Annotated in this window: 17 protein-coding genes; 4 read left to right on the forward strand and 13 right to left on the reverse strand. The window is 65.7% G+C overall.

What is annotated here, in order from left to right:
- Window positions 1–7: 7 nt before the first annotated feature.
- Window positions 8–961: a DMT family transporter gene (locus ACXJMY_RS05965; RefSeq protein ID WP_456618576.1), complete on the reverse strand. Its 954-nt coding sequence runs from the start codon at window positions 959–961 to the stop codon at window positions 8–10.
- A gap of 35 nt (window positions 962–996) precedes the next feature.
- Window positions 997–1491: a Fur family transcriptional regulator gene (locus ACXJMY_RS05970; protein WP_456618384.1), complete on the reverse strand. Its 495-nt coding sequence runs from the start codon at window positions 1489–1491 to the stop codon at window positions 997–999.
- Window positions 1492–1646: 155 nt separating this feature from the next.
- Here ACXJMY_RS05970 and ACXJMY_RS05975 point away from each other — a divergent pair, with 155 nt between their 5' ends.
- From ACXJMY_RS05975 to ACXJMY_RS05985, 3 genes are read left to right on the forward strand one after another with little or no spacing between them, the layout of a single operon-like run.
- Window positions 1647–2129: a MarR family winged helix-turn-helix transcriptional regulator gene (locus ACXJMY_RS05975; protein WP_092187000.1), complete on the forward strand. Its 483-nt coding sequence runs from the start codon at window positions 1647–1649 to the stop codon at window positions 2127–2129.
- A complete protein-coding gene (locus ACXJMY_RS05980) occupies window positions 2122–3285 on the forward strand; it encodes an HlyD family secretion protein (protein ID WP_456618385.1) in 1164 nt (387 codons plus the stop codon). The genes ACXJMY_RS05975 and ACXJMY_RS05980 overlap by 8 nt, the downstream gene beginning before the upstream one ends.
- 16 nt (window positions 3286–3301) lie before the next feature.
- Window positions 3302–4858, forward strand: a complete 1557-nt coding sequence (locus ACXJMY_RS05985) for an MDR family MFS transporter (RefSeq protein ID WP_456618386.1) — start codon at window positions 3302–3304, stop codon at window positions 4856–4858.
- A gap of 73 nt (window positions 4859–4931) precedes the next feature.
- Here the strand turns inward: ACXJMY_RS05985 and ACXJMY_RS05990 are convergent, their stop codons facing one another.
- The 6 genes from ACXJMY_RS05990 to pcaF all read right to left on the reverse strand — a co-directional run bounded on the left by ACXJMY_RS05990 (window position 4932) and on the right by pcaF (window position 11645).
- Window positions 4932–5996, reverse strand: a complete 1065-nt coding sequence (locus tag ACXJMY_RS05990; protein ID WP_456618387.1) for a phosphotransferase — start codon at window positions 5994–5996, stop codon at window positions 4932–4934.
- A 76-nt stretch (window positions 5997–6072) separates the two neighbouring features.
- Window positions 6073–7764 (reverse strand): methyl-accepting chemotaxis protein, encoded by a 1692-nt coding sequence (locus ACXJMY_RS05995; RefSeq protein WP_456618388.1) that lies wholly within the window; start codon window positions 7762–7764, stop codon window positions 6073–6075.
- A gap of 240 nt (window positions 7765–8004) precedes the next feature.
- Window positions 8005–8595, reverse strand: a complete 591-nt coding sequence (pcaG, locus tag ACXJMY_RS06000) for a protocatechuate 3,4-dioxygenase subunit alpha (RefSeq protein ID WP_456618389.1) — start codon at window positions 8593–8595, stop codon at window positions 8005–8007.
- Window position 8596: 1 nt separating this feature from the next.
- Window positions 8597–9298, reverse strand: coding sequence for a protocatechuate 3,4-dioxygenase subunit beta (pcaH, locus tag ACXJMY_RS06005; protein ID WP_456618390.1), 702 nt, complete (start codon window positions 9296–9298; stop codon window positions 8597–8599).
- A 127-nt stretch (window positions 9299–9425) separates the two neighbouring features.
- A complete protein-coding gene (locus ACXJMY_RS06010) occupies window positions 9426–10319 on the reverse strand; it encodes a dioxygenase family protein (protein WP_456618391.1) in 894 nt (297 codons plus the stop codon).
- A 117-nt stretch (window positions 10320–10436) separates the two neighbouring features.
- On the reverse strand, window positions 10437–11645 hold the full coding sequence (gene pcaF, locus ACXJMY_RS06015) for a 3-oxoadipyl-CoA thiolase (RefSeq protein ID WP_456618392.1): 1209 nt from the start codon (window positions 11643–11645) through the stop codon (window positions 10437–10439).
- Window positions 11646–11985: 340 nt separating this feature from the next.
- Between pcaF and mutS the strand changes: the two genes are divergently transcribed.
- Window positions 11986–14724 carry a DNA mismatch repair protein MutS gene (gene mutS, locus ACXJMY_RS06020; protein ID WP_456618393.1) on the forward strand — a complete coding sequence of 913 codons (2739 nt, stop codon included), beginning with the start codon at window positions 11986–11988 and terminating at the stop codon, window positions 14722–14724.
- Between the two features lie 114 nt (window positions 14725–14838).
- Here mutS and ACXJMY_RS06025 read toward each other — a convergent pair whose 3' ends face one another.
- The 5 genes from ACXJMY_RS06025 to ACXJMY_RS06045 form a co-directional block, all read right to left on the reverse strand.
- A complete protein-coding gene (locus ACXJMY_RS06025) occupies window positions 14839–16515 on the reverse strand; it encodes a methyl-accepting chemotaxis protein (RefSeq protein WP_456618394.1) in 1677 nt (558 codons plus the stop codon).
- Between the two features lie 324 nt (window positions 16516–16839).
- Entirely contained in the window at window positions 16840–17649 is an 810-nt protein-coding gene (locus ACXJMY_RS06030; protein WP_456618395.1) for a hypothetical protein, read from the reverse strand.
- 157 nt (window positions 17650–17806) lie between these two features.
- Window positions 17807–18316, reverse strand: coding sequence for an OsmC family protein (locus ACXJMY_RS06035; RefSeq protein ID WP_008145226.1), 510 nt, complete (start codon window positions 18314–18316; stop codon window positions 17807–17809).
- Between the two features lie 70 nt (window positions 18317–18386).
- Window positions 18387–19172, reverse strand: a complete 786-nt coding sequence (locus ACXJMY_RS06040) for an ABC transporter ATP-binding protein (protein ID WP_456618396.1) — start codon at window positions 19170–19172, stop codon at window positions 18387–18389.
- 3 nt (window positions 19173–19175) lie between these two features.
- A complete protein-coding gene (locus ACXJMY_RS06045) occupies window positions 19176–20021 on the reverse strand; it encodes an ABC transporter permease (protein ID WP_456618577.1) in 846 nt (281 codons plus the stop codon).
- Window positions 20022–20219 lie beyond the last annotated feature (198 nt).

The raw sequence follows: 20219 nt of genomic DNA on the forward strand, positions 1-20219 counted from the left end.
CCAAATATCAGGTTTTGGTGACGTTCAGCAATGCATCGCGCGGCGCCGCAGCCACTTGGCTCGGACGGTTAACCAGAAAAAGCCCAGCAATTACAAGGACGGCCGCCGCCCCGAAAGTCAGGCTCAAGGTGTCGTGCATGATGAAATAGCTACCCACCACGCCAAACAAAGGGGTGATGAAGGTAAAAGCGGACAATTTGCTGGCCGAATAGGTCTTCACCAGCGCGAACCAAAGCGTGAACGTGGTTCCTACCACCCAGATCGCCTGGAAGGCCATCAAGGCCAGGGACAGCGGTGCCGGCGTGTGGGTGATGGATTCGCCGAACAGCCAGGCGGCGAAGCCCAGGATCGGGATCGAGGTCGCGACCTGATAGCCCAGCGCCTTCTCGGGCGCGGCGAAGCGCAGCCGGGTGCTCTTGGCAACCAGTGTGGTTGCAGCCCACAGCGCCGCGCCGCCGACGATCATGAGATCGCCGAGCAGAACGTGTGAATCGACATTGGGCTGCGGCACACCGATCGCGAGCGCGACGCCGGCAAAGCTGACGGCGAGCCCCAGCCATTGCGCGCCGCCGAGCCGCTCGCCGAGCACCTGGTAGGAGCCGAGCGCGACGAAAAACGGAGCGGTGTAGAGAAACACCACCGCGCGAGACGCAGGGGTGAGGCGCAGGCCCTGGAAGATCAGCACGAACTCGATGCCGAACATCAGCCCGGCGATGAGGCCCGGCTTCCAGGTGCCGTCACGCTCGAAGAATTTGACCCCGCGCAGGCTGCCGATGATGAACAGTACCGGCAACGCGCCCATCGAGCGGATCATCGCCTGCAGCATCGGCGGGATGTCCGGCAGCACCAGCTTCACCGCGATCTGGTTGAAGCCCCAGGTCAGGCACAGCATGAGCATCAGGGCGATGGCGCCGGCGCTGAGAGGACGCCCGACCGATTGTATTGCTTGAGGTGTGGACATTTCTTCCCGAAAACCGGCTTCGCGCCGTTGTTGCTTCAAGATGTTTTCTGACAATGGGTGCAGATGCCCGTGATCTCCACCACGGACAGTTTCGGCGCAAAGCCTGACGCGCGCGCCGCGGCGTTGAGGTCTTGCGCAAAGGACGCTGACGGAATCTCGCCAACCAGGCCGCAACGCTCGCAGATCAGGAACGCCACCGCGGAGGTGGCGTCGTGGTCGTGGGCGGCGCAGGCGAGATAGGCGTTGCGGCTTTCGATGCGGTGCACCAGGCCGTTCGCCATCAAGAAATCGAGAGCACGGTAGACCGTGATCGGCGCCGGCCGGGGCATCGCCTTGGCGAGCTCGTCGATCACCTCGTAGGCCCCCAGCGGCCGGTGGCTCGAGAGCAGAGCCCCGAGCACCTGGCGGCGAATCGGCGTGAATTTCTGCGCGCGTTGCTCGCAGACCGCTTCGGCATGCGACAGTGCTTCCGCAGTGCAGCGGCCGTGATCGTGGTCGGGCGCGGGAAATGCCGGTTTTGCGAGGGTCATTGCCTTGCGTTCTAGCATTTTGGCTGGGGAACCCAAAGGCCGGGCCACGCGCGGCTGTCAGCCATGCTTTTCCGGCGGGACAGCGTCGCATTAACCTGCCATGAAAAAATCATAAGCTTGCTTATTGTATTCCAAGCTTATTGGAGACCAAGCTCATGAGCCGGGGGCCCGTGGACCAGAACTTCCTGTTTACGCTTGCCGAGCTCTATCGCCTGCTGCGCGTCTACGCCGACAAGGAGGCGTCGCGCTTCGGCATCACCCGCGCGCAATGGGCGGTGCTGGCCAAGGTCGAGCGCAGCGAAGGCATGAAGCAGTCGGAACTCGCCGAGCTGCTCGAGGTGCAGCCGATCACGCTGACGCGCCTGATCGACAAGCTCTGCGACAATGACTGGCTGGAGCGCCGCAATGACGCCTCGGACCGCCGCGTCAAACGCCTGTACCTGAAGAAGGCCGGCCGGACGCTGCTCGGCCGGATGAGCGGGCTGCGGTCCGAAATCACCGCCAACGCCCTCGACGGCATCAATCCGGCGGACGCCCACCGTCTCCTCACCCAACTCGAATCCATCAAGGAAAACGTGCGTAACGCGATCCAGACCAGCGGAGCGGAACAGGCGCGCAAGGAGCAACGCTATGGCTGATCAGGTCCTGAAATTCCAGCCGGAGCAGAAGAACGACAGCGGCAAGCCCACCAAGAAGGCCGGCACCAACCCGCGCCGCCGCCTGATCGCCGGCCTGCGCCGCTATCGCCGCTTCCTGCTGATGGTCGTGCTGCCGGTTGTGGTGGCCGTCGCCGGCTTCACCTTCTATCTCAATGGCGGCCGCTATGTCGGCACCGATGACGCCTATGTCGGCGCGCAGAAGGTGCTGGTGACGCCCGACATCTCCGGCAAGATCGAGAAGGTCGTCGTCAGGGAAGGCCAGCTCGTCAAGCAGGGCGACGAGCTGTTCGAGATCGACCCGGTGCCGTTCCGCCTCGCGGTGGACGAGGCCAGGGCGCAGCTCGCGCAGGCGCAGTCGACCTATGACAACCTCCGCGCCAACATCAAGATCTACGGCGACATGCTCAATCTCGCCCAGCAGGGCGTCGACCTCAAGCAGCGCGACGTCGAGCGCAAGCAGGCGCTGGTGAAGAACAGCTATGGCTCGCAGCTCGACCTCGACAACGCGGCGAACGCGCTGGTGACGTCCGGCTCGATCGCGCAATACGTCAAGCAGCAGATCTCGGCGGCCAAGACCCAACTGCTCGGCGACACCGACTTGCCGCTGGAAAAATTCCCGCCTTACGCCCAGGCCAAGTCCAAGCTCGACAACGCCGAGCGCAATCTCGACCATGCCGTGGTACGCGCCCCGATGGGCGGCGTTGCGACCCAGGTCGAGCAGATTCAGCTCGGCCGCTACGTCACCGCCGGCACGCCGGTATTCTCCATCATCGACGTCGCCCATCCCTGGGTCGATGCCAATCCGAAGGAGAGCGACCTCACCTACGTCACCGAAGGCCAGCCCGTCACGCTCGAGGTCGACGCGTTCCCGAACCATGTCTTCAAGGGCAAGATCGGCTCGCTCTCGCCCGGCACCGGCGCGCAGTTCGCGATCCTGCCGCCGCAGAACGCCACCGGCAATTTCGTCAAGGTGGTGCAGCGCGTGCCGATCCGGATCTATTTCGACGAGACCGACAAATATGTGCGGAAGCTGAAGGCCGGCATGAGCGTCTATGCCACCATCGACACCGGCCATAAGCGCTCGCTCGCCGGCCTGTTCGGGCTGTCGGCGGCGGCGAACCAAGACAAAGATTGAGACAAGGACTGATCCGATGTCCGGTCCCAATGCCAGCCTGATGGTCCCCGGCCTGCGCCGGAACATGGTGACGATCTGCGCCATGACCGCGACCATCATGCAGGCGCTGGACACCACCATCGCCAACGTCGCCCTGCCCTACATGCAGGGCACGCTGTCGGCCTCGCAGGACCAGATCAACTGGGTGCTGACCTCCTACATCGTCGCCGCCGCGATCATGACCGCGCCGGTGGGCTGGATCTCCAACCGCTTCGGCCGCAAGCGCATCTTCGTCATCTGCGCGGCCGGCTTCACCTTCGCCTCCGTGCTGTGCGGGCTGGCGCAGGACATCAACCAGATGGTGCTGTTCCGCCTGCTGCAAGGCGTGTTCGGCGCCGCGCTGGTGCCGCTGTCGCAGTCGGTCATGCTCGACTATTACACGCTCCAGGAACGCGCCAAGGCAATGTCGATCTGGGGCATGGGCGTGATGATGGGCCCGATCATGGGCCCCTCGTTAGGGGCCTGGCTGACCGAGACCTATTCCTGGCACTGGGTGTTCTTCGTCAACCTGCCGTTCGGCGCGATCACCGTGCTCGGGCTGATCGTCTTCATGGATGAGACCAAAAAGGACCTCAGTCTCAAATTCGACTGGTTCGGCTTCGCCGCACTGGCGGTCGCGATCGGCTCGCTCCAGCTCGCGCTCGACCGCGGCGAGCAGTTGGGCTGGCTCGAATCCAACGAGATCATCGCTGAGTTCATCGTCTCGGCCGTCGCCTTCTATTTCTTCGTCGCGCACTCCTTCACGACCTCGACGCCGTTCATCCGCTTCGCGCTGTTCAAGGACCGCAATTTCGTCACCGGCTGCATGTTCATGATCGTGATGGGGCTCGTGCTGTTCTCGACCATGGCGCTGGCCTCGCCCTACATGCAGAACGTGATCGGCTATCCGATCATCACCGCCGGCCTGCTGCTGGCGAGCCGCGGCTTCGGCACCTTCTTCGCCATGATGCTGGTCGGCCGCATGATGCGCTATGTCGAGGCGCGCACGCTGATCATCGCGGGCCTGACGCTGACCGCAGGCTCGCTGTTCCAGATGACCGGCTGGACCGACCTGACCCAGGTGCCGGAGATCGTGACCGTCAGCATCATCCAGGGTTTTGGCTTCGGCCTCGTCTTCGTGCCGCTCTCGACGGTGGCGTTCCTGTCCCTGCCGAACCAGCTGCGCACCGACGGCACCGCGATGCTGACCCTGATGCGCAACGTCGCGAGCTCGGTCGGCATTTCCGTCGTCATCGCCCAGCTGACGCAGGGCACGCGGCGGACCTATGCGATCCTGTCCGAACACATCAATCCGTTCAACCACGCGCTCCAGATGCCCAGCGTCAGCGGCATGATCAACCTGTCCACCGACGCGGGCCGCGCCATGGCCGACAGGATGGTCAACGTGCAGGCGCAGATCATCGCCTTCGCGCACGACTATATGCTGGTGATGGTCTTCATCCTCTGCACCATCCCGCTCGCATTGTTGATCGGCTCCACCAAGGCCACGCTGCGCAAGCAGGCCGCGGGGCCGGAGCATGCGGTGATGGAGTAGGCACTGTCGTCCTGCCACAAACTCCGCCGTCGTCCCGGCCTTCGCCGGGACGACACTGAATCTGTCGGGTGAGCTACCCCAAAAACTCCTCGCAGCCGAGATCGTCGACCGCGAGCATCACCCGCTCCAGATTATTCCACCAGATCAACGGCGGAAGGTTGATGCTCCACTGCCAGACCGGCTTGGTGATGTGCCAGAGCACCGACCAGCGATAGTCCTGATCGAGCGCGCCGCGGGTGTAACCACTGACGCCGTGCGCCAGCAGCGTGTCATGGTAACGGTTGAGCAGCGCTCGCTCGAGCGCCTGCCGGCGGTCCGGATACCATTGCATCGCCATCATGTAGGCGAGGTCGCCGGTTGGCACGTTGATGTTCCACAGGTCGAAATCGAAGACCCGTACGGTGTCGGCGACGCCGGCGCGCGGCAGCAGGAAATTCCAGGTGTGGGCATCGCCATGGGTGATGCTGACGTGACGCCGCGCATGATAGCGCTGGGATAGCCGAGCTGACTGATCGATGAGCCGCCGGTAGAGGATGCGGCGCTCCTCGCTGAGCCGGTCGCCGAGCAGATCAGCAAAACGGTCGTAGTGCCCGGCGAAAGCCTCCATGTGTCTCGTGCTGTCGTCGCCGCTCGCCCAGGAGCCGACGCTCTCGCCGAGACTGGCGTGATCCCACCACGCCGCGTGCCAGCCCGCCAGCGTCGTGACGATCGCCGTTGCCTGCTCGCGCGCGGGCGGCAGCGGCCATTGGGTTGCGATCTCATGGCTGTCGGTGAGGTCCTCGAGCAGGAGATGCCAGGTCTGGCTCTCCTCTTCGAAGCTTCCGTCGAAGCAGCGCGGCACGAGCCCCGGCGCCAATTTCGGCGCGAGCTGCGTGTAGAAGGCCACTTCATGCCGGCCGCCGTCTGCAAGCGTCTTTGCGAAAGCGGAATGCGCTGTCTTCAGGATCAACGACTGCGGGGCGCCGGCGGATTCCCCGACATAGCGAAGGCCGAGCCTGACAATATGTGACAAGACGGTGTCGCGCTGGTGCAGCACCTTCACTTCGCGGACCGCGCCGCGGTCCAGCGCACCGGCCCTGCGCAGTGCGGCCGTCAGTTGGGCGGGCTCAACGACCGCCGGCAATTGTGGAAGTGCCATGAACCACGATGCCCCTGTCCCGCGCCATACTGCACGATCACAACCCCGGGCACCAGCGGCCGACCTGATACCGGGCTTAAGCCGCGGCGGTCGAATCGCGCACGGTCCGGACCACGACCGACCGCAGAGATTCCAGATTGGCCGCCATGCCTGCGATCGCCTGCCTGACCTCCGCGGCGCGCTCGTTCACCGAACCGGCGTCGCGGCTGACATTGGCGATCTTGGCCGAGACTTCCTTTGCGGCGGAGGCCGATTCGGAAATCGACCGCGCGATCTCCCGTGTCGCCGCATCCTGCTGTTCCATCGCTGCGGCGACCGATGTCGCCACACCGTCGATCTCGACGATATGGCCTCCCATGGTCTCGACGGCGTCGACCGCGGCCTGCGTCGAGGCCTGGATCTCGGCGATCAGGCGCGTGATCTCCTCGGTCGATTTGGCGGTCTGGTCGGACAGGGATTTCACTTCGGCCGCGACCACCGCGAAGCCGCGGCCGGCTTCGCCGGCGCGCGCCGCCTCGATCGTGGCGTTGAGTGCCAAGAGGTTGGTCTGGCCAGCGATGCCGCCGATCAGGTCGGAAACCTCGGCGATCTTCTTTACCGAGCCGGCCAGCGCCTGAATGGTGGAACGCGCCTGCTCGCGGCCGGTGACCGCCGATTTGGTGACGGTGCTGGTGCGTGCGACCTGGGTCGCGATCTCCCGGATCGAGGCGCTCAGTTGATCGGCCGCGGTGGAAACGGTTTGCGAACTGCTCAGGGCCTGCGTGGATGCCGAAGCCACCGCCTGCGACTCCGTGGACAACGACCGCGCGATCTCGGACAGGCTGGAGGCAGCCCGTTCGACGCCTTGGGTCGCGGCGCTCGCGGTGTCGACCGAGCGGCCGGTTTCCCGCTCCACCGTCTCGGCCATCTGGTGCAGGGCGCCGCGCTTGGCAAGCGCCGCCTCCTGCTCCTTCTCCAGCTGTTCTTCGCGCAGCCGGGCGTTGTCGACCGCCGCCTGCTTGAACACCAGCAGTGCCCCTGCCATCGAGCCGACCTCGTCCTGACGGTGCGCGAAGGGGATGTCGGCGGCGATGTCGCCGGTTGCAAGCTTCTGCATCGTATCTGTCATGCGCACGATCGGGCGCACCACGCCGAGCGCAACGCCGAGCAGGCCCGCGGCAATGAAGGCCAGGACGGCAGCGGTCACGCCGAGGAGGATGTAGAGAATCGAGCTGTCGCGGTCCGCGGCCAGCTTCTCCATGTCGGCATTCTGCTTGTTGGCGTTCTCGACGATGCTGTCGATGACGGCGCGATGCGCCGTGTAGGCGTCCTTGAGCTGCGCATAGGCGCGCTCGGAAGCGGCGCTGTCCTTGGCCTTGAGGGAGGGCAGCAGCTGGTCGGACAGGAGTTTCCAGAATTTCTGCACCTCGGCGTCGGATTTTGACACCAGCGCCGTCTTCAGGTCGGCCGAGAGGCTGGAGCCGACCCAGAACGCCTTGCGCTCGTCGTAATCCTTGCGGAGCTGAACCAGGCGCTCGCCATGGGCCGCCAGTTGGTCCGGCTCGCGCATCGCCAGCGTCGCCTCGAGATAGGCCTCGATGACGTATTCCGGCGGCGGCAGGATGTCGGCGATGAGGTCGTTGCCCAGCTTGATGTCGGAATAGAGCGGTCCGCCGACCTTCAGTTCTTTCAGGGCGTAGAGGCTGGTCGAAACCACCGCGGTGAAGCCGATGGCGAGAACGATTCCGAACGCGATGATCGCGGAGGACAACGACAGGCGAATTTTCATAAAGCAATCCGGGGGCATGCGTCGAAACCGCGGCGACCCTAGACGAATACGGTAAATACGGACTTTCTTCGCGCCAGAATTGTATCGCGCGAGCTCCGCAATACTACGGGAATGGGACGTCAAACCATCGGTTTTGAGTCAGGGAGACTGACGCACAAACGTGAAGAGGATCGGCAGCGGGCGCAGCTGCGCTGGATGAGAAACGCGTGCCGGCTGTAGATATCGCCGGCACGCGTTGCCTCACACGTCGAAGAACACCGTCTCGTCGCCGCCCTGCAGCCGCAAGTCGAGGCGAAACACCGGCTTGCCGGCCTCGCGCACAGCGATCAGCGTCGCGCGGCGGTCGGCCGGCACCAGCGCCAGCACGGGATCGGCGGCGTTGCCGGCTTCGTCGCTGAAATAGATGCGGGTGTAGAGGTGCCGCAGCATGCCGCGGCCAAATACCGCAAGCACAATGTGCGGCGCCTGCGGCTTGCCGTCCGGATCCGGCACCGTGCCGGGCTTGATGGTCTCGAAGGAATAATGGCCGTCCTTGTCGGTGCCGCAGCGGGCGAAACCGCGGAAGCTGGCGTTGGACAGCGCGCGCTTGTCCTGGGGATCTGCAAAGCGCCCCTGCGCATCCGCCTGCCAGATCTCCAGCATGACATCGGGCACGACGACGCCGTCGCCGTCGAACACGCGGCCCTCGATGCGGACGCGATCACCGGTGACGTCGGGTGTCAGCGTCGAGTTCGTGAACGCGTCGTTCCAGGCGTATTCGCCGGTTGGCGTCAGGCCGTATTTGAAGAACGGACCGACGGTCTGCGATGGGGTGATACCGTTGTCCTGCACGTTACTTCGTCTCCATTGGCGTGGCGTCCTTGCCGCGCAGCACGATGTCAAAGCGGTAGCACAGCGCCCATTCGGGCTGGGTGTTCTCGAGATCGAACGACGAGACCATCCGCGCCCGCGCCTTCTCGTCCGGCACCGAGTTGAAGATCGGGTCGAACGGGAACAGCGGATCGGCCGGAAAATACATCTGCGTCACCAGCCGCGTGACGAAGGAATGGCCGAACACCGAGAGATGGATGTGGGCGGGACGCCACGCATTGTGGTGATTGCCCCAGGGGTAAGCGCCCGGCTTGATGGTGACGAAGCGGTAGTAGCCCGCGGCATCGCTTTGCGTGCGGCCGGCGCCCGTAAAGTTCGGGTCGAGCGGCGCCGGATGCTGGTCGCGGACATGGACATAGCGGCCGCAGGCATTGGCCTGCCAGATCTCGACCAGCGAATTGGGCACGCCGCGGCCGTCCTCGTCGCGGACATGGCCGTGCACGATGATGCGCTCGCCGATCGGCTCGCCGGTGTGCTGGGTGGTGAGATCGTTGTCGCCTTCCCGCACGGTCTCGTGGCCGTAGACCGGGCCGGTCAGCTCCGACAGGGTGTGGCGCATCGGAATCAAGGGCTTGTTCGGCGCGCGCTTGATCGAGCTCTTGTACTCGGGCGACAGCGGCAGCGGATGCGCCTTGTTGCTGTCTGTGGGATAGATGAATGTCATTGGCGAACTCCTCCCCGGCCCTTGTCGTCTGGCCGGTCAACGCTTCCGCCAATCATTATAGGATATAACTAATCGGGGGAAGCGGGGTTTGGCGGTCCTCCTGCGCCCGGCATCCGGCATGAGCATACTATTTTATCGGCGGGCGCGGCAGCACGGCCTCGCCGGCCTCGAGCCGGTAGGTGTGGTCGAGCGAGTACCAGGGCGTCGCGACATCGTGCTCGGTCGGATGCGGCGAATCGTGGCGCAGGAACTTGCCGATCAGCGCCTGCGTCACCCCGAACTGCACGTCGCTGTCGATATGCGGATCGGCGGGGTCGTAGACCTGCGAGATCAGCACCTTGAATCCGGGCTTGAAGATCAGGGCGTGCAGATGCGCGGGACGATAGGGGTGCCGGCCCTGCGCCTTCAGGAGGCGGCCGACCACGCCGTCGGTCGGAATGGGATAGCCAATCATCATCACCGAACGGAAGGCGAAGCGTCCATCCCGGTCGGTCGTGAACTTGCCGCGCAGGTTCATGTCGGCCTGCTCGGGGTCCTGGTTCTCATAGAGCCCAACCGGCGAGGCGTGCCAGACATCGACCTCGGCGCCAGCGACGGGACGACCGTCCTTGTCGACGACGCGGCCGCTGACGAACAGCGGCGCACCCGGCGTCTGCGAGCGGACAATCGATCCGCCATTCTCGACCCGCGGCGAGTTCAACCGCCAGAACGGTCCGAGCAGTGACTGGTCCGTCTCCGTATTGCCCTGATCGCCATTGTTGAGCAGGCACACCAGCGGCGAGACGCCGAGCGAGCCCGCCATCAGCACGACTTCATTATGCGTGTCGGTCGAAAGCTTGCCGAGCTCAGCCAGGATCGCCGTGGCGTCGCGGAATTCGGCCTCGGTCAGCCTGACATCGCGGACGAAGRCGTGCAGATGCTTGACCAGCGAGACCATGATCTGGCGCAGCCGCGGATCGGACGTCCGCTCCATCACGGCCAATGCCGCGGCCGTGACGTCCTGCTCGCGCGCGATGATCATGGCGCCATCCTTCTCCCTGTTATTCCGGGGCAGCCCGCAGGGCTGAACCCGGAATCTCGAGATCCCGGGTTCAGCCCTGTCGGGCTGCCCCGGGATGACGGTCCACTGCGTGGACCGTCAATTCAACTTCTCGATCGCGACCGCGACGCCCTGGCCGACGCCGACGCACATGGTGGCGAGCGCGAGCTTGCCGCCGCGCTTTTCCATGCCGTGCACCGCCGTCAGCGCCAGGCGCGCGCCGCTCATGCCGAGGGGATGGCCGAGCGCGATGGCGCCGCCATGCGGATTGACGAAATCGGCATCATCAGCAACGCCGAGCTGGCGCATGCAGGCGATGCCCTGGGAGGCGAAGGCCTCGTTGAGCTCGATCAGGTCGAAATCGCTGATCTTCTTGCCGAGCCGCTCCATCAGCTTGCGGGTCGCAGGCACCGGTCCAATGCCCATGATGCGCGGCGGCACGCCGGCGGAGGCGAGGCCGAGGATGCGCGCGCGCGGCGTCAGGCCATGCTTCTTCACGGCGGCTTCCGAGGCGAGGATCATCGCGGCGGCGCCGTCATTGACGCCCGACGCGTTGCCGGCGGTGACCGTGCCGGGATTGCGCACGATCGGCTTCAGCTTGGCGAGACCTTCCAGCGTGGTCTCGGGGCGCGGATGCTCGTCCTTGTCGACCGTGATGGGACCGGCCTTGCCGCCGGGAATGGTGATCGGAATGATCTCTTCGGCAAAATAGCCGGCGGCGATCGCGACACCGGCGCGCTGCTGCGAGCGGATCGCGAAGGCGTCCTGGTCGGCACGCGAGACCTGGAATTCCTCGGCGACGTTCTCGCCGGTCTCCGGCATGGCGTCGACGCCATACTGCGCCTTCAGCAGCGGATTGATGAAGCGCCAGCCGATGGTGGTGTCAAAGATCTCGGCCGAGCGCGAGAAGGCTTCCTGCGCCTTGCCCATCACGAACGGCGCCCGCGTCATGGATTCGACGCCGCCGGCGATCGCAAGTTCGATCTCGCCGGAGCGGATGGCGCGGCCCGCCGCACCGACCGCGTCGAGGCCGGAAGCGCAGAGCCGGTTCAGGGTCTGGCCGGGAACCGAATCCGGCAAGCCCGCCAGCAACAGCGCCATGCGTGCGACGTTGCGGTTGTCCTCGCCGGCCTGGTTGGCGCAGCCGAAGAACACTTCGTCGACCTGCGCCCAATCGAGATTGGGGTGCTTGGCCATCAGCGCCTTGATCGGGGCCGCCGCGAGGTCGTCGGCGCGCACCTTGGCGAGAGAACCGCCGAAGCGGCCGATCGGGGTCCGCACGGCATCGCAGATAAAGACGTCACGCATCGTTGTTCTCCCTGAATGCCGCGGTTCGGCCCAAATTCTTCAATGTCGGCGGAGTTTTAGGAGGGCGCCCGCGGCAGGTCAATTGACGGTTTCGCGGGTGATTTGGAGGGGCCCGCGCGTGACCTCCCCCAGCCGTCATTCCGGGGCGCCCGGAGGGCGAGCCCGGAATCCATAACCAAGAACCGGGGTTATGGATTCCGGGCCTGCGCCTTGCGGCGCATCCCGGAATGACAACGGAAAATGTGGCAGCCGTTTCCGCTACACGGACAACGTGGAAAACCTCCCCTCCCCGGCCAAACCGATAGGAGCAGGTGCCGAAATTTTGTAGGTTGCGCCGCCCATGACGATGCAACAGCCCATTCCCGCGCCAGAACCTGACCCCACGTCCGCGCCGCAGGCGGAAGCTGCCGCGCGCGTCACGCCGATGATGGAACAGTACCTTGAGATCAAGGCGGCCCATCCGGGCCTGCTGCTGTTCTACCGGATGGGCGACTTCTACGAGTTGTTCTTCGAGGACGCCGAGATCGCCTCCAGGACGCTCGGCATCGTCCTGACCAAGCGCGGCAAGCATCAGGGCGCGGATATCCCGATGTGCGGCGTTCCGGTCGAGCGCTCCGAGGATTACCTGCACCGCCTGATCACCGCCGGGCACCGGGTTGCGGTGTGCGAGCAGACCGAGGATCCCGCCGCGGCGAAAGCGCGCGGCAACAAGAGCGTGGTGCGGCGCGGCGTGGTGCGGCTGGTCACGCCGGGCACGCTGACCGAGGACACGCTGCTCGATGCGCGCGCCAACAACTATCTGCTGGCGATCGCGCGGGCGCGCTCGTCTGCCGGCGGCGACCGCTTCGGGCTTGCCTGGATCGACATCTCGACCGCCGAGTTCGTGGTGACGGAATGCAGCGGCGGCGAACTGGCCGCAACGCTGGCGCGCATCAATCCGAACGAGGCGATCGTCACCGACGCGCTCTACAACGACAGCGAGCTCGGGCCGACCTTGCGCGAGCTGCCGGCCGTGACGCCGCTGACCCGTGATGTCTTCGACGGCGCCACCGCCGAAAAGCGCCTGTGCGACTACTTTGCTGTCGCGACCATGGATGGGCTGGCGCAGCTGACGCGGCTGGAAGCCACCGCTGCGGCCGCCGCCGTCACCTATGTCGACCGCACCCAGGTCGGCAAGCATCCGCCGCTGTCGCCGCCCGCGCGCGAGGCCTCGGGCGCGACCATGGCGATCGATCCGGCCACCCGCGCCAATCTCGAATTGACACGCACGCTTGCCGGCGAACGCCGCGGCTCGCTGCTCGACGCGATCGACTGCACGGTGACCTCGGCCGGCTCGCGCCTGCTGGCGCAGCGGCTGGCTGCCCCCTTGACCGATGCACCGGGGATTGCGCGCCGGCTCGATGCCGTCGGCGCCTTTGTTGCGGATTCGGCCGCGCGCGAAGACATCCGCAGCATCCTGCGCGGCGCGCCGGACATGTCGCGGGCGCTGGCCCGGCTGTCGGTCGGACGCGGCGGGCCGCGCGACCTCGCCGGTCTGCGCGACGGCATTGTGGCCGCCGATCAGGCGCTGGCGCGGCTTGGCGAGCTCGATCAGCCGCCGCAGGAGATCGCGGCGGTGATGGCGGCCTTGCAGCGGCCGTCACGCGAGCTTGCGGCAGAGTTCACAACCGCGCTCGCCGAGCAATTGCCGCTGATCAAGCGCGACGGCGGCTTCGTCCGTGAGGGCTACGAGCCCGCGCTCGACGAGGCCCGAAACCTGCGCGACGCCTCGCGCCTGGTGGTGGCCTCGATGCAGGCCCGCTACGCCGACACGACCTCCGTGAAGGGCCTCAAGATCCGCCACAACAACGTGCTCGGCTATTTCGTCGAGGTCACCGCGCAACACGGCGACAAGCTGATGTCGCCGCCGCTGAACGCGACTTTCATCCATCGCCAGACGCTGGCGGGCCAGGTGCGCTTCACCACCTCCGAGCTTGGCGAAATCGAGGCGAAGATCGCCAATGCCGGCGACCGCGCACTCGGGCTCGAGCTCGAGATCTTCGAGCGGCTTTCCGCCAAGGCGCTGGCGATCAGCGACGATCTGCGCGCCGCGGCCCATGCTTTCGCGCTGCTCGATGCCGCGACGTCGCTCGCAAAACTCGCGGTCGACGAGAACTATGTGCGGCCCGAGGTCGATTCCTCGCTCGGCTTTGCGATCGAGGCGGGCCGCCATCCCGTGGTCGAGCAGGCCTTGAAGGGCAATGGCGAGCCGTTCATCGCCAATGCCTGCGATCTGTCGCCGGGACCTGCGCAAAAGTCCGGCCAGCTTTGGTTGCTGACCGGTCCCAACATGGCCGGTAAATCGACCTTCCTGCGCCAGAACGCGCTGATCGCGCTGCTTGCCCAGGTCGGCAGTTTCGTGCCGGCCTCGCGGGCGCGGATCGGCATCGTCGACCGGCTGTTCTCACGCGTCGGCGCCGCCGACGATCTCGCCCGCGGCCGCTCCACCTTCATGGTGGAGATGGTCGAGACCGCGGCGATCCTCAATCAGGCGGGCGAGCGCGCGCTCGTGATCCTCGACGAGATCGGCCGCGGCACCGCGACGTTTGACGGCCTCTCGATCGCCTGGGCCGCGATCGAGCATCTGCACGAGAGCAACCGCTGCCGCACGCTGTTCGCGACGCATTATCATGAGCTGACCGCGCTCTCCGCCAAGCTGCCGCGGATGTTCAACGCCACCGTGCGGGTCAAGGAGTGGCAAGGCAACGTCGTGTTCCTGCACGAAGTGCTGCCGGGCTCGGCCGATCGCTCCTACGGCATCCAGGTGGCGAAGCTCGCCGGCCTGCCGCCGGCCGTGATCACGCGCGCCAAATCGGTGCTGGCCAAATTAGAGGCGCAGGACCGCGGCCAGACCGCACGTGCGCTGGCCGACGATCTGCCGCTGTTCGCCGTGCCCTCGCGCGCCGCCGCCGAAGCCGCGCCGCCGAGCGAGGCCGAACAGTTGATGGACGCGGTGAAGGCGCTGCACCCCGACGAGATGTCGCCACGCGAGGCGCTCGATGCGCTCTATGCGTTGAAGGCCAAGCTGCCGAAGCAATGACGCTGCGGTAGGGTGGGCAAAGCGCAGCGTGCCCACCATGCGACGGCGAATTCGCGGACAGATGGTGGGCACGGCGCGCAAAGTGCGCGCCTTTGCCCACCCTACGATTCTGAGCTACGCCCTTGCCGCAATCGCCGCTGCCTCCGCTGCCGCGCGCTGCATGCTGGTCGACATTTCGTTGGTCACCGTGCTCTGCTCCTCGACGGCGGCGGCGGTCGAGGTCACGTATTCGCTGACATTGTTGATCGCCTGCTTGATGGAGCCGAGCGCGCTGACGACGTCGCCGGAGATGCCGTTGAGGCTGCCGATCTCCTGGCCGATCTTGTCGGTCGCCTGCTTGGCCTGGTTGGCGAGGCTCTTCACTTCGGAAGCGACCACGGCAAAGCCGCGGCCGGCTTCGCCCGCGCGCGCCGATTCGATCGTGGCGTTCAGCGCCAGCAGATTGATCTGGCCGGTGATGCTGTTGATCATCTCGACGATGCCGCTCATCGCCTGCGCGGCCTCGGTGAGGCGCTGGGCCTGGGCGTCAGCGGCCGCGACCTGATCCACCGCGCTCAACGCGGTCTCACGCGATTTGGTCATGGCCTCGGAAATCTCGCGCACCGAGGCGTTGAGCTCTTCCGAGCCCGCCGCGACCGATTCCATCATGCCGCGGACGCGCTCGTTGCCCATGCGGACCAGCACCTGCCGCGTGGTGTCGGTGGCATATTTCACGACCTTGAACGGCTTGCCGTTGAGATCGAGGATCGGGTTGTAGGAGGCCTGGATGTAGACCTCCTTGCCGCCCTTACCGATGCGCTTGTATTCTGCCGCCTGGTACTGGCCGCGGTTGAGGGCGGCCCAGAACTCGCGATAGGCCGCGCCGTCGCGCTCGGCTGGCTCGACGAACATGCTGTGATGATGGCCCTTGATCTCGGCCAGCGAATAGCCGAGCGTGGCCAGGAAATTGGCATTGGCGGTGATGATCGTGCCGTCCATGTTGAACTCGATCACCGCCTGCGCCTTGTCGATCGCCGCAATCTGGCCGGCGAGATCGGCGTTCTTCAGCTTCTCCGCGGTGATGTCGGTCGCGAACTTGGCGACGCCGAACGGCTTGCCGCTCTCGTCGAGCAACGGATTGTAGGAGGCGAGAATCCAGACCTCGCCGCCGCCCTTGCCGATGCGCTTGAACTCGCCGGCCTGGTATTCGCCGCGGTTGAGCTTGGCCCAGAACTCGCGATAGGCGCCGCCGTCACGCTCGGCCTGGGCCACGAACAGGCTGTGGTGCTTGCCCTCGATCTCGGCGAGCGAATAGCCGAGCGTCTTGCAGAAATTCTCGTTGGCCGTGACGATGGTGCCGTCGAGCTTGAACTCGATGACCGCCTGGGCGCGGCTGATGGCGGACACCTTGGAGGCCTCCGTCATGCTCTGGATCTTCTTGGCGGTGATGTCGGTCGCGATCTTCACGACCTTGACCGGCTTGCCGGCATCGTCCAGCACCGGATTGTAGGACGCCTTGATCCAGACCTCGCGGCCGCCTTTTGCGATCCGCTTGAATTCGGCGGCCTGGAACTCGCCGCGGTTCAGCAGCGCCCAGAACGCCTTGTACTCGGCGCCGTCGCGCTGATCGGCCGGCACGAACATGGCATGCTTCTTCCCCTTGATCTCGTCGAGGGAATAGCCGAGCGCGTTCAGGAAATTCTGGTTGGCGGTCAGGATCGTGCCGTCCATGGCGAATTCGATCAGGGCTTGAGAGCGGCCGATGGCGGTGAGTTGGGCGTCCGCGTCACCGCGGGACTTGCGACCGAACATCAATGAATCTCCATCCAAATAAACGCCGATGGGACGCGCCCGTCGGACCGGGGATATGGCTGCGCGGCAAGCCTGCCGTATTCCAATCAACAATTCCCGCGGGGTCCGAGCAATCGGACTGCAGATCCGTCGAAGCTAACGGCAACGAAAAGCAAAAAAGGGTACGCCGTCAAATTTCGTACAGGGAAAATTCGAAGAAAGTTCTAATAGCAATGTCAGGAATTGGCAGGAGCGAGACATTTCCCTCGCACGTCGCACGCTTATTCGAATGAACCGGCGCCCCAAGCTGTACTTGGCGACGCCATGTCGCGCGTGTCCGTAGTCTTACGGCGCCTGCCGCGCCCTGTGCAGCGCACGGCGGCCGATCCCCCACAGCGTCAGATTCCAGGCCACGCAGGTTCCAAGCGCGAGACACAAACCGACGGCGGAGCCGAACCAGACGACCGCGACGTGCAATACCGCGATAGCCATTCCGAATCCGAGCAGGCCCCAGGCGGAGTTGGCCAGCACGGCGGCGGTCGGCGGACCGCCGATGCGTGGATGCAGGATCACCATCATGCTGGAGAACACCACCGGATAGAGCGCGATGATGCCGCTGATGCGGGGGCCGACCCAGCCCGACGTCGAGACCACGATGGCGACAAGAGTTGCGACCAGAGCAGCCCGCATCGGCACGTCGTACCAGCGGCGCGTCACCAGCGGCATCTTGACGTGGCGATATTGGGCGAGAAGCGGAATGCAGATGCCGAACGCGATCAAATTGGCCGCAAGTCCGGCCGTCAGGGTCCAGTCAAACATGCGGATGATCGAGGCAATCGCGATCCAGACCGCGAACGCGCTTGCGCAGCTCGTCACGACACTGTGCCTCTGCGCCAGCACCACATAGGTGAGGCACATGAAGATCGTCGCCGCGTTGACCGGAAGACTCGACAGCGCGCCCTGCGCGATGAAGGCGGCGTCATGGTCGAGCGCGAGGAAGACGTAGGACGGGCCGGCCGAGACCGGCAAGGTCGCGATCAGCGCGCCGATCACCGGGCCCGAGCGCTCGGTGATGATGGACGCCGACACCACGAACGCCGCCGCGATCGCCATGCGCAGGACAAGGAAGACGAGGAAGTGGAGCTCGGGGGACATTTTTTCTTCGTCGTCCTGGACAAGCGAACGAAGTGAGCGCCGATCCAGGACCCATAACCACAGGCTTCGCTGTGTTGGACGATCGTAGTTGCCAGTACCGCAAGACAATCGGAACTGGGGGTAATGGGTCCTGGCTTTCGCCAGGACGACGCCGCGGCTACATCCGCTGCATCGACACCGACACCTTCGGGCCGTTCTTGATGGTCTGATAGACCACGCAATAGCGCTCGGTGAGCTTGAGCAGCAGATCGAGCTTGTCCTGCGGCGCTGGCGTGTCGACCTCGAAGCGGAGGCGGATCTCGGCGAAGCCGACCGGTGTCTCCTTGTCGACGCCGAGCGTGCCGCGGAAATCGAGATCGCCCTCGGCGTAGACGTTGCCGGTCTTGAGCGGCACCTCGATCGCGGTCGCGACCGACTTCAGCGTGACGCCGGCGCAGGCGACCAGGGCTTCGAGCAGCATGTCGCCGGAGCAGAGCTCGAGGCCGGAGCCGCCGGTGGCCGGATGCAGGCCGGCCATGGCGATGGCGCGGCCGGTTTCGACCTTGCAGGCGATGCCTTCGCTATCGGTCGAGCCCTTCGCCTTCAACGTGATCAGCGCGGTCTTGGGATCGGTCTTGTAGCGCTCCTTGATCGGGGCCTGCATCTGGCGCAGTTCTGCGGCGTCCATCTTGTTCTCTCCCGGAAAAATCGTCTCTACGAAGTACCGGCTTGCGATGTACCGGCTCGGAGAGAAATTGTCACCACCACATGGCCTGACCGGGACCCTGGGTTGCGTCACGGTCGGGCACGCTGCGGTCCAGCGAACGGTCGAGTGACGTCAGCACACTGCGCTTGAAAGTCTCGAACAGCGGCGAATTGCGGTCGCGCGGCCGCGCCAGATTGATCCCGATCTGGTCGAACAGCCGGCCCGGCCGCGGCCGCATCACCAGCACGCGATCGGCCAGCACCACGGCCTCGTCGACGTCATGGGTGACCAGAATGAGCGTCGGCCGCGTATCGGCCCAGAGGTCGAGCAGATGGTCCTGGAGGTCGGCCCGGGTGAAGGCATCGAGCGCGGAGAAGGGCTCGTCGAGCAGCAGCACCTCGGGCTGCGGCACCAGCGCGCGCGCGATCGCGACGCGCTGCGCCTGCCCGCCGGAGAGCTCGCGCGGCCAGGCCCCCGCCTTGTCGGCAAGCCCGACGCGGGCGAGCGCACGCGCGACCTTTTCGCGCCGCTGCGCCGCCGGCAGATCGGCGAGACCGAAGCCGATATTGTCGGCGACGCTGAGCCAGGGCAGCAGCCGCGGCTCCTGGAAGATGATGCCGATCTTGGCGTGCGGTGAAGCGATCGCCTCGTTGTCGAGCGTCACCGTGCCCGAGCTGGCGCGATCGAGGCCGGCGATGGCGCGCAGCAGCGTGGACTTGCCGCAGCCGGAGCCGCCGATGATGGCGACGATCTCGCCTTGTTTGATCTCGGCGGAGAAGCGCGCCAGCGCCTGCACGCCATTGGGATAGGTCTTGCTGACCCGGTCGAGCGCCAGCATGGCTTAAGCTCCCTTGGCGCGCCCGAAGCCGTCCTGCCAGCGCAGGAACGGCGCGGACCCGACCTCGATCAGCCAGTCGGTAAGCTTGCCGAGGATGGCGAAGATCACGATCGCGGCAAGGATCTGCGCGGGCTTGCCGAGCTGCTGGCCGTCGAGCAGGAGATAGCCGAGGCCTTCGGAGGCGCCGATCAACTCGGCCGCCACCACGAACATCCAGCCAAGCCCGAGGCCGACACGCAACGACACCACATAGGCCGGCAGCACCGCGGGCAAGAGGATGCGGCGGATCATGGCGGGGCCGGACAGGCGGAAGGTGCGGCCGACCTCGACGATCTTGCGGTCGACCGAGAGGATCGCGCCCATGACGCCGAGATAGACCGGAAAGAACACGCCGACCGCGATCAGCGCGATCTTCGAGGTCTCGAAGATGCCGAGCCACAGGATGAACAGCGGCACCCAGGCGAGCGACGGGATCGCGCGCAAGGCCTGCACGGTCGGATCGAGCAGCCGCCGTGCCAGCGACCAATAGCCGGAGATGGCCCCTAACAACGTGCCCGCGGCCACGCCGAATGCGAAGCCCAGGCCGACGCGCCACAGCGTCGCGGCGATGTGGCGGATCAGCTCGCCGGAGCGGGCGAGCTCCGCGATGGTGGCAAACACACGCGAGGGCGGCGGCACCAGCCGGCCGTTGGACCAGCCGGACCACACCACGAGCTCCCAGCCGAGCGCGAGCGCGAGCGGCAACAGCAGCCCCAGCACCGGCCGCGCATAGCGCGACAGGCGCGAGGGCGCGGCAGCGCTCTCGGCTGGTTCCGAAGATTGTTGCAGGACTGGCGCGTCGGAGATCATGGCCGGTAGGAAGCGCGTCTCGTGTGGGAATGCAAGGGCGCGCGGCATTCTCAATCGTCGTCCCGGCGAAGGCCGGGACCCATAACCACAGGRCGGAGTGGGTTACGGGGACTCGGAGTTACCGCCTTCGCGCCACAACCACTCCCTGGGGTTATGGGTCCCGGGCTCGCTTCGCGCCCCGGGACGACAGCGGAGTTT

The organism is Bradyrhizobium sp. P5_C12, assembly GCF_054049735.1.

Coding starts and splice junctions, on each gene's coding strand:
- mutS (WP_456618393.1), top strand. CDS start 11,986: ATGACGATGCAACAGCCCATTCCCGCGCCAGAACCTGACCCCACGTCC.
- ACXJMY_RS05965 (WP_456618576.1), bottom strand. CDS start 961: ATGTCCACACCTCAAGCAATACAATCGGTCGGGCGTCCTCTCAGCGCC.
- ACXJMY_RS05995 (WP_456618388.1), bottom strand. CDS start 7,764: ATGAAAATTCGCCTGTCGTTGTCCTCCGCGATCATCGCGTTCGGAATC.
- ACXJMY_RS05990 (WP_456618387.1), bottom strand. CDS start 5,996: ATGGCACTTCCACAATTGCCGGCGGTCGTTGAGCCCGCCCAACTGACG.
- pcaH (WP_456618390.1), bottom strand. CDS start 9,298: ATGACATTCATCTATCCCACAGACAGCAACAAGGCGCATCCGCTGCCG.
- ACXJMY_RS06030 (WP_456618395.1), bottom strand. CDS start 17,649: ATGTCCCCCGAGCTCCACTTCCTCGTCTTCCTTGTCCTGCGCATGGCG.
- ACXJMY_RS06035 (WP_008145226.1), bottom strand. CDS start 18,316: ATGGACGCCGCAGAACTGCGCCAGATGCAGGCCCCGATCAAGGAGCGC.
- ACXJMY_RS05970 (WP_456618384.1), bottom strand. CDS start 1,491: ATGACCCTCGCAAAACCGGCATTTCCCGCGCCCGACCACGATCACGGC.
- ACXJMY_RS06045 (WP_456618577.1), bottom strand. CDS start 20,021: ATGATCTCCGACGCGCCAGTCCTGCAACAATCTTCGGAACCAGCCGAG.
- pcaF (WP_456618392.1), bottom strand. CDS start 11,645: ATGCGTGACGTCTTTATCTGCGATGCCGTGCGGACCCCGATCGGCCGC.
- ACXJMY_RS06025 (WP_456618394.1), bottom strand. CDS start 16,515: ATGTTCGGTCGCAAGTCCCGCGGTGACGCGGACGCCCAACTCACCGCC.
- ACXJMY_RS06040 (WP_456618396.1), bottom strand. CDS start 19,172: ATGCTGGCGCTCGACCGGGTCAGCAAGACCTATCCCAATGGCGTGCAG.
- ACXJMY_RS05985 (WP_456618386.1), top strand. CDS start 3,302: ATGTCCGGTCCCAATGCCAGCCTGATGGTCCCCGGCCTGCGCCGGAAC.
- ACXJMY_RS05980 (WP_456618385.1), top strand. CDS start 2,122: ATGGCTGATCAGGTCCTGAAATTCCAGCCGGAGCAGAAGAACGACAGC.
- ACXJMY_RS05975 (WP_092187000.1), top strand. CDS start 1,647: ATGAGCCGGGGGCCCGTGGACCAGAACTTCCTGTTTACGCTTGCCGAG.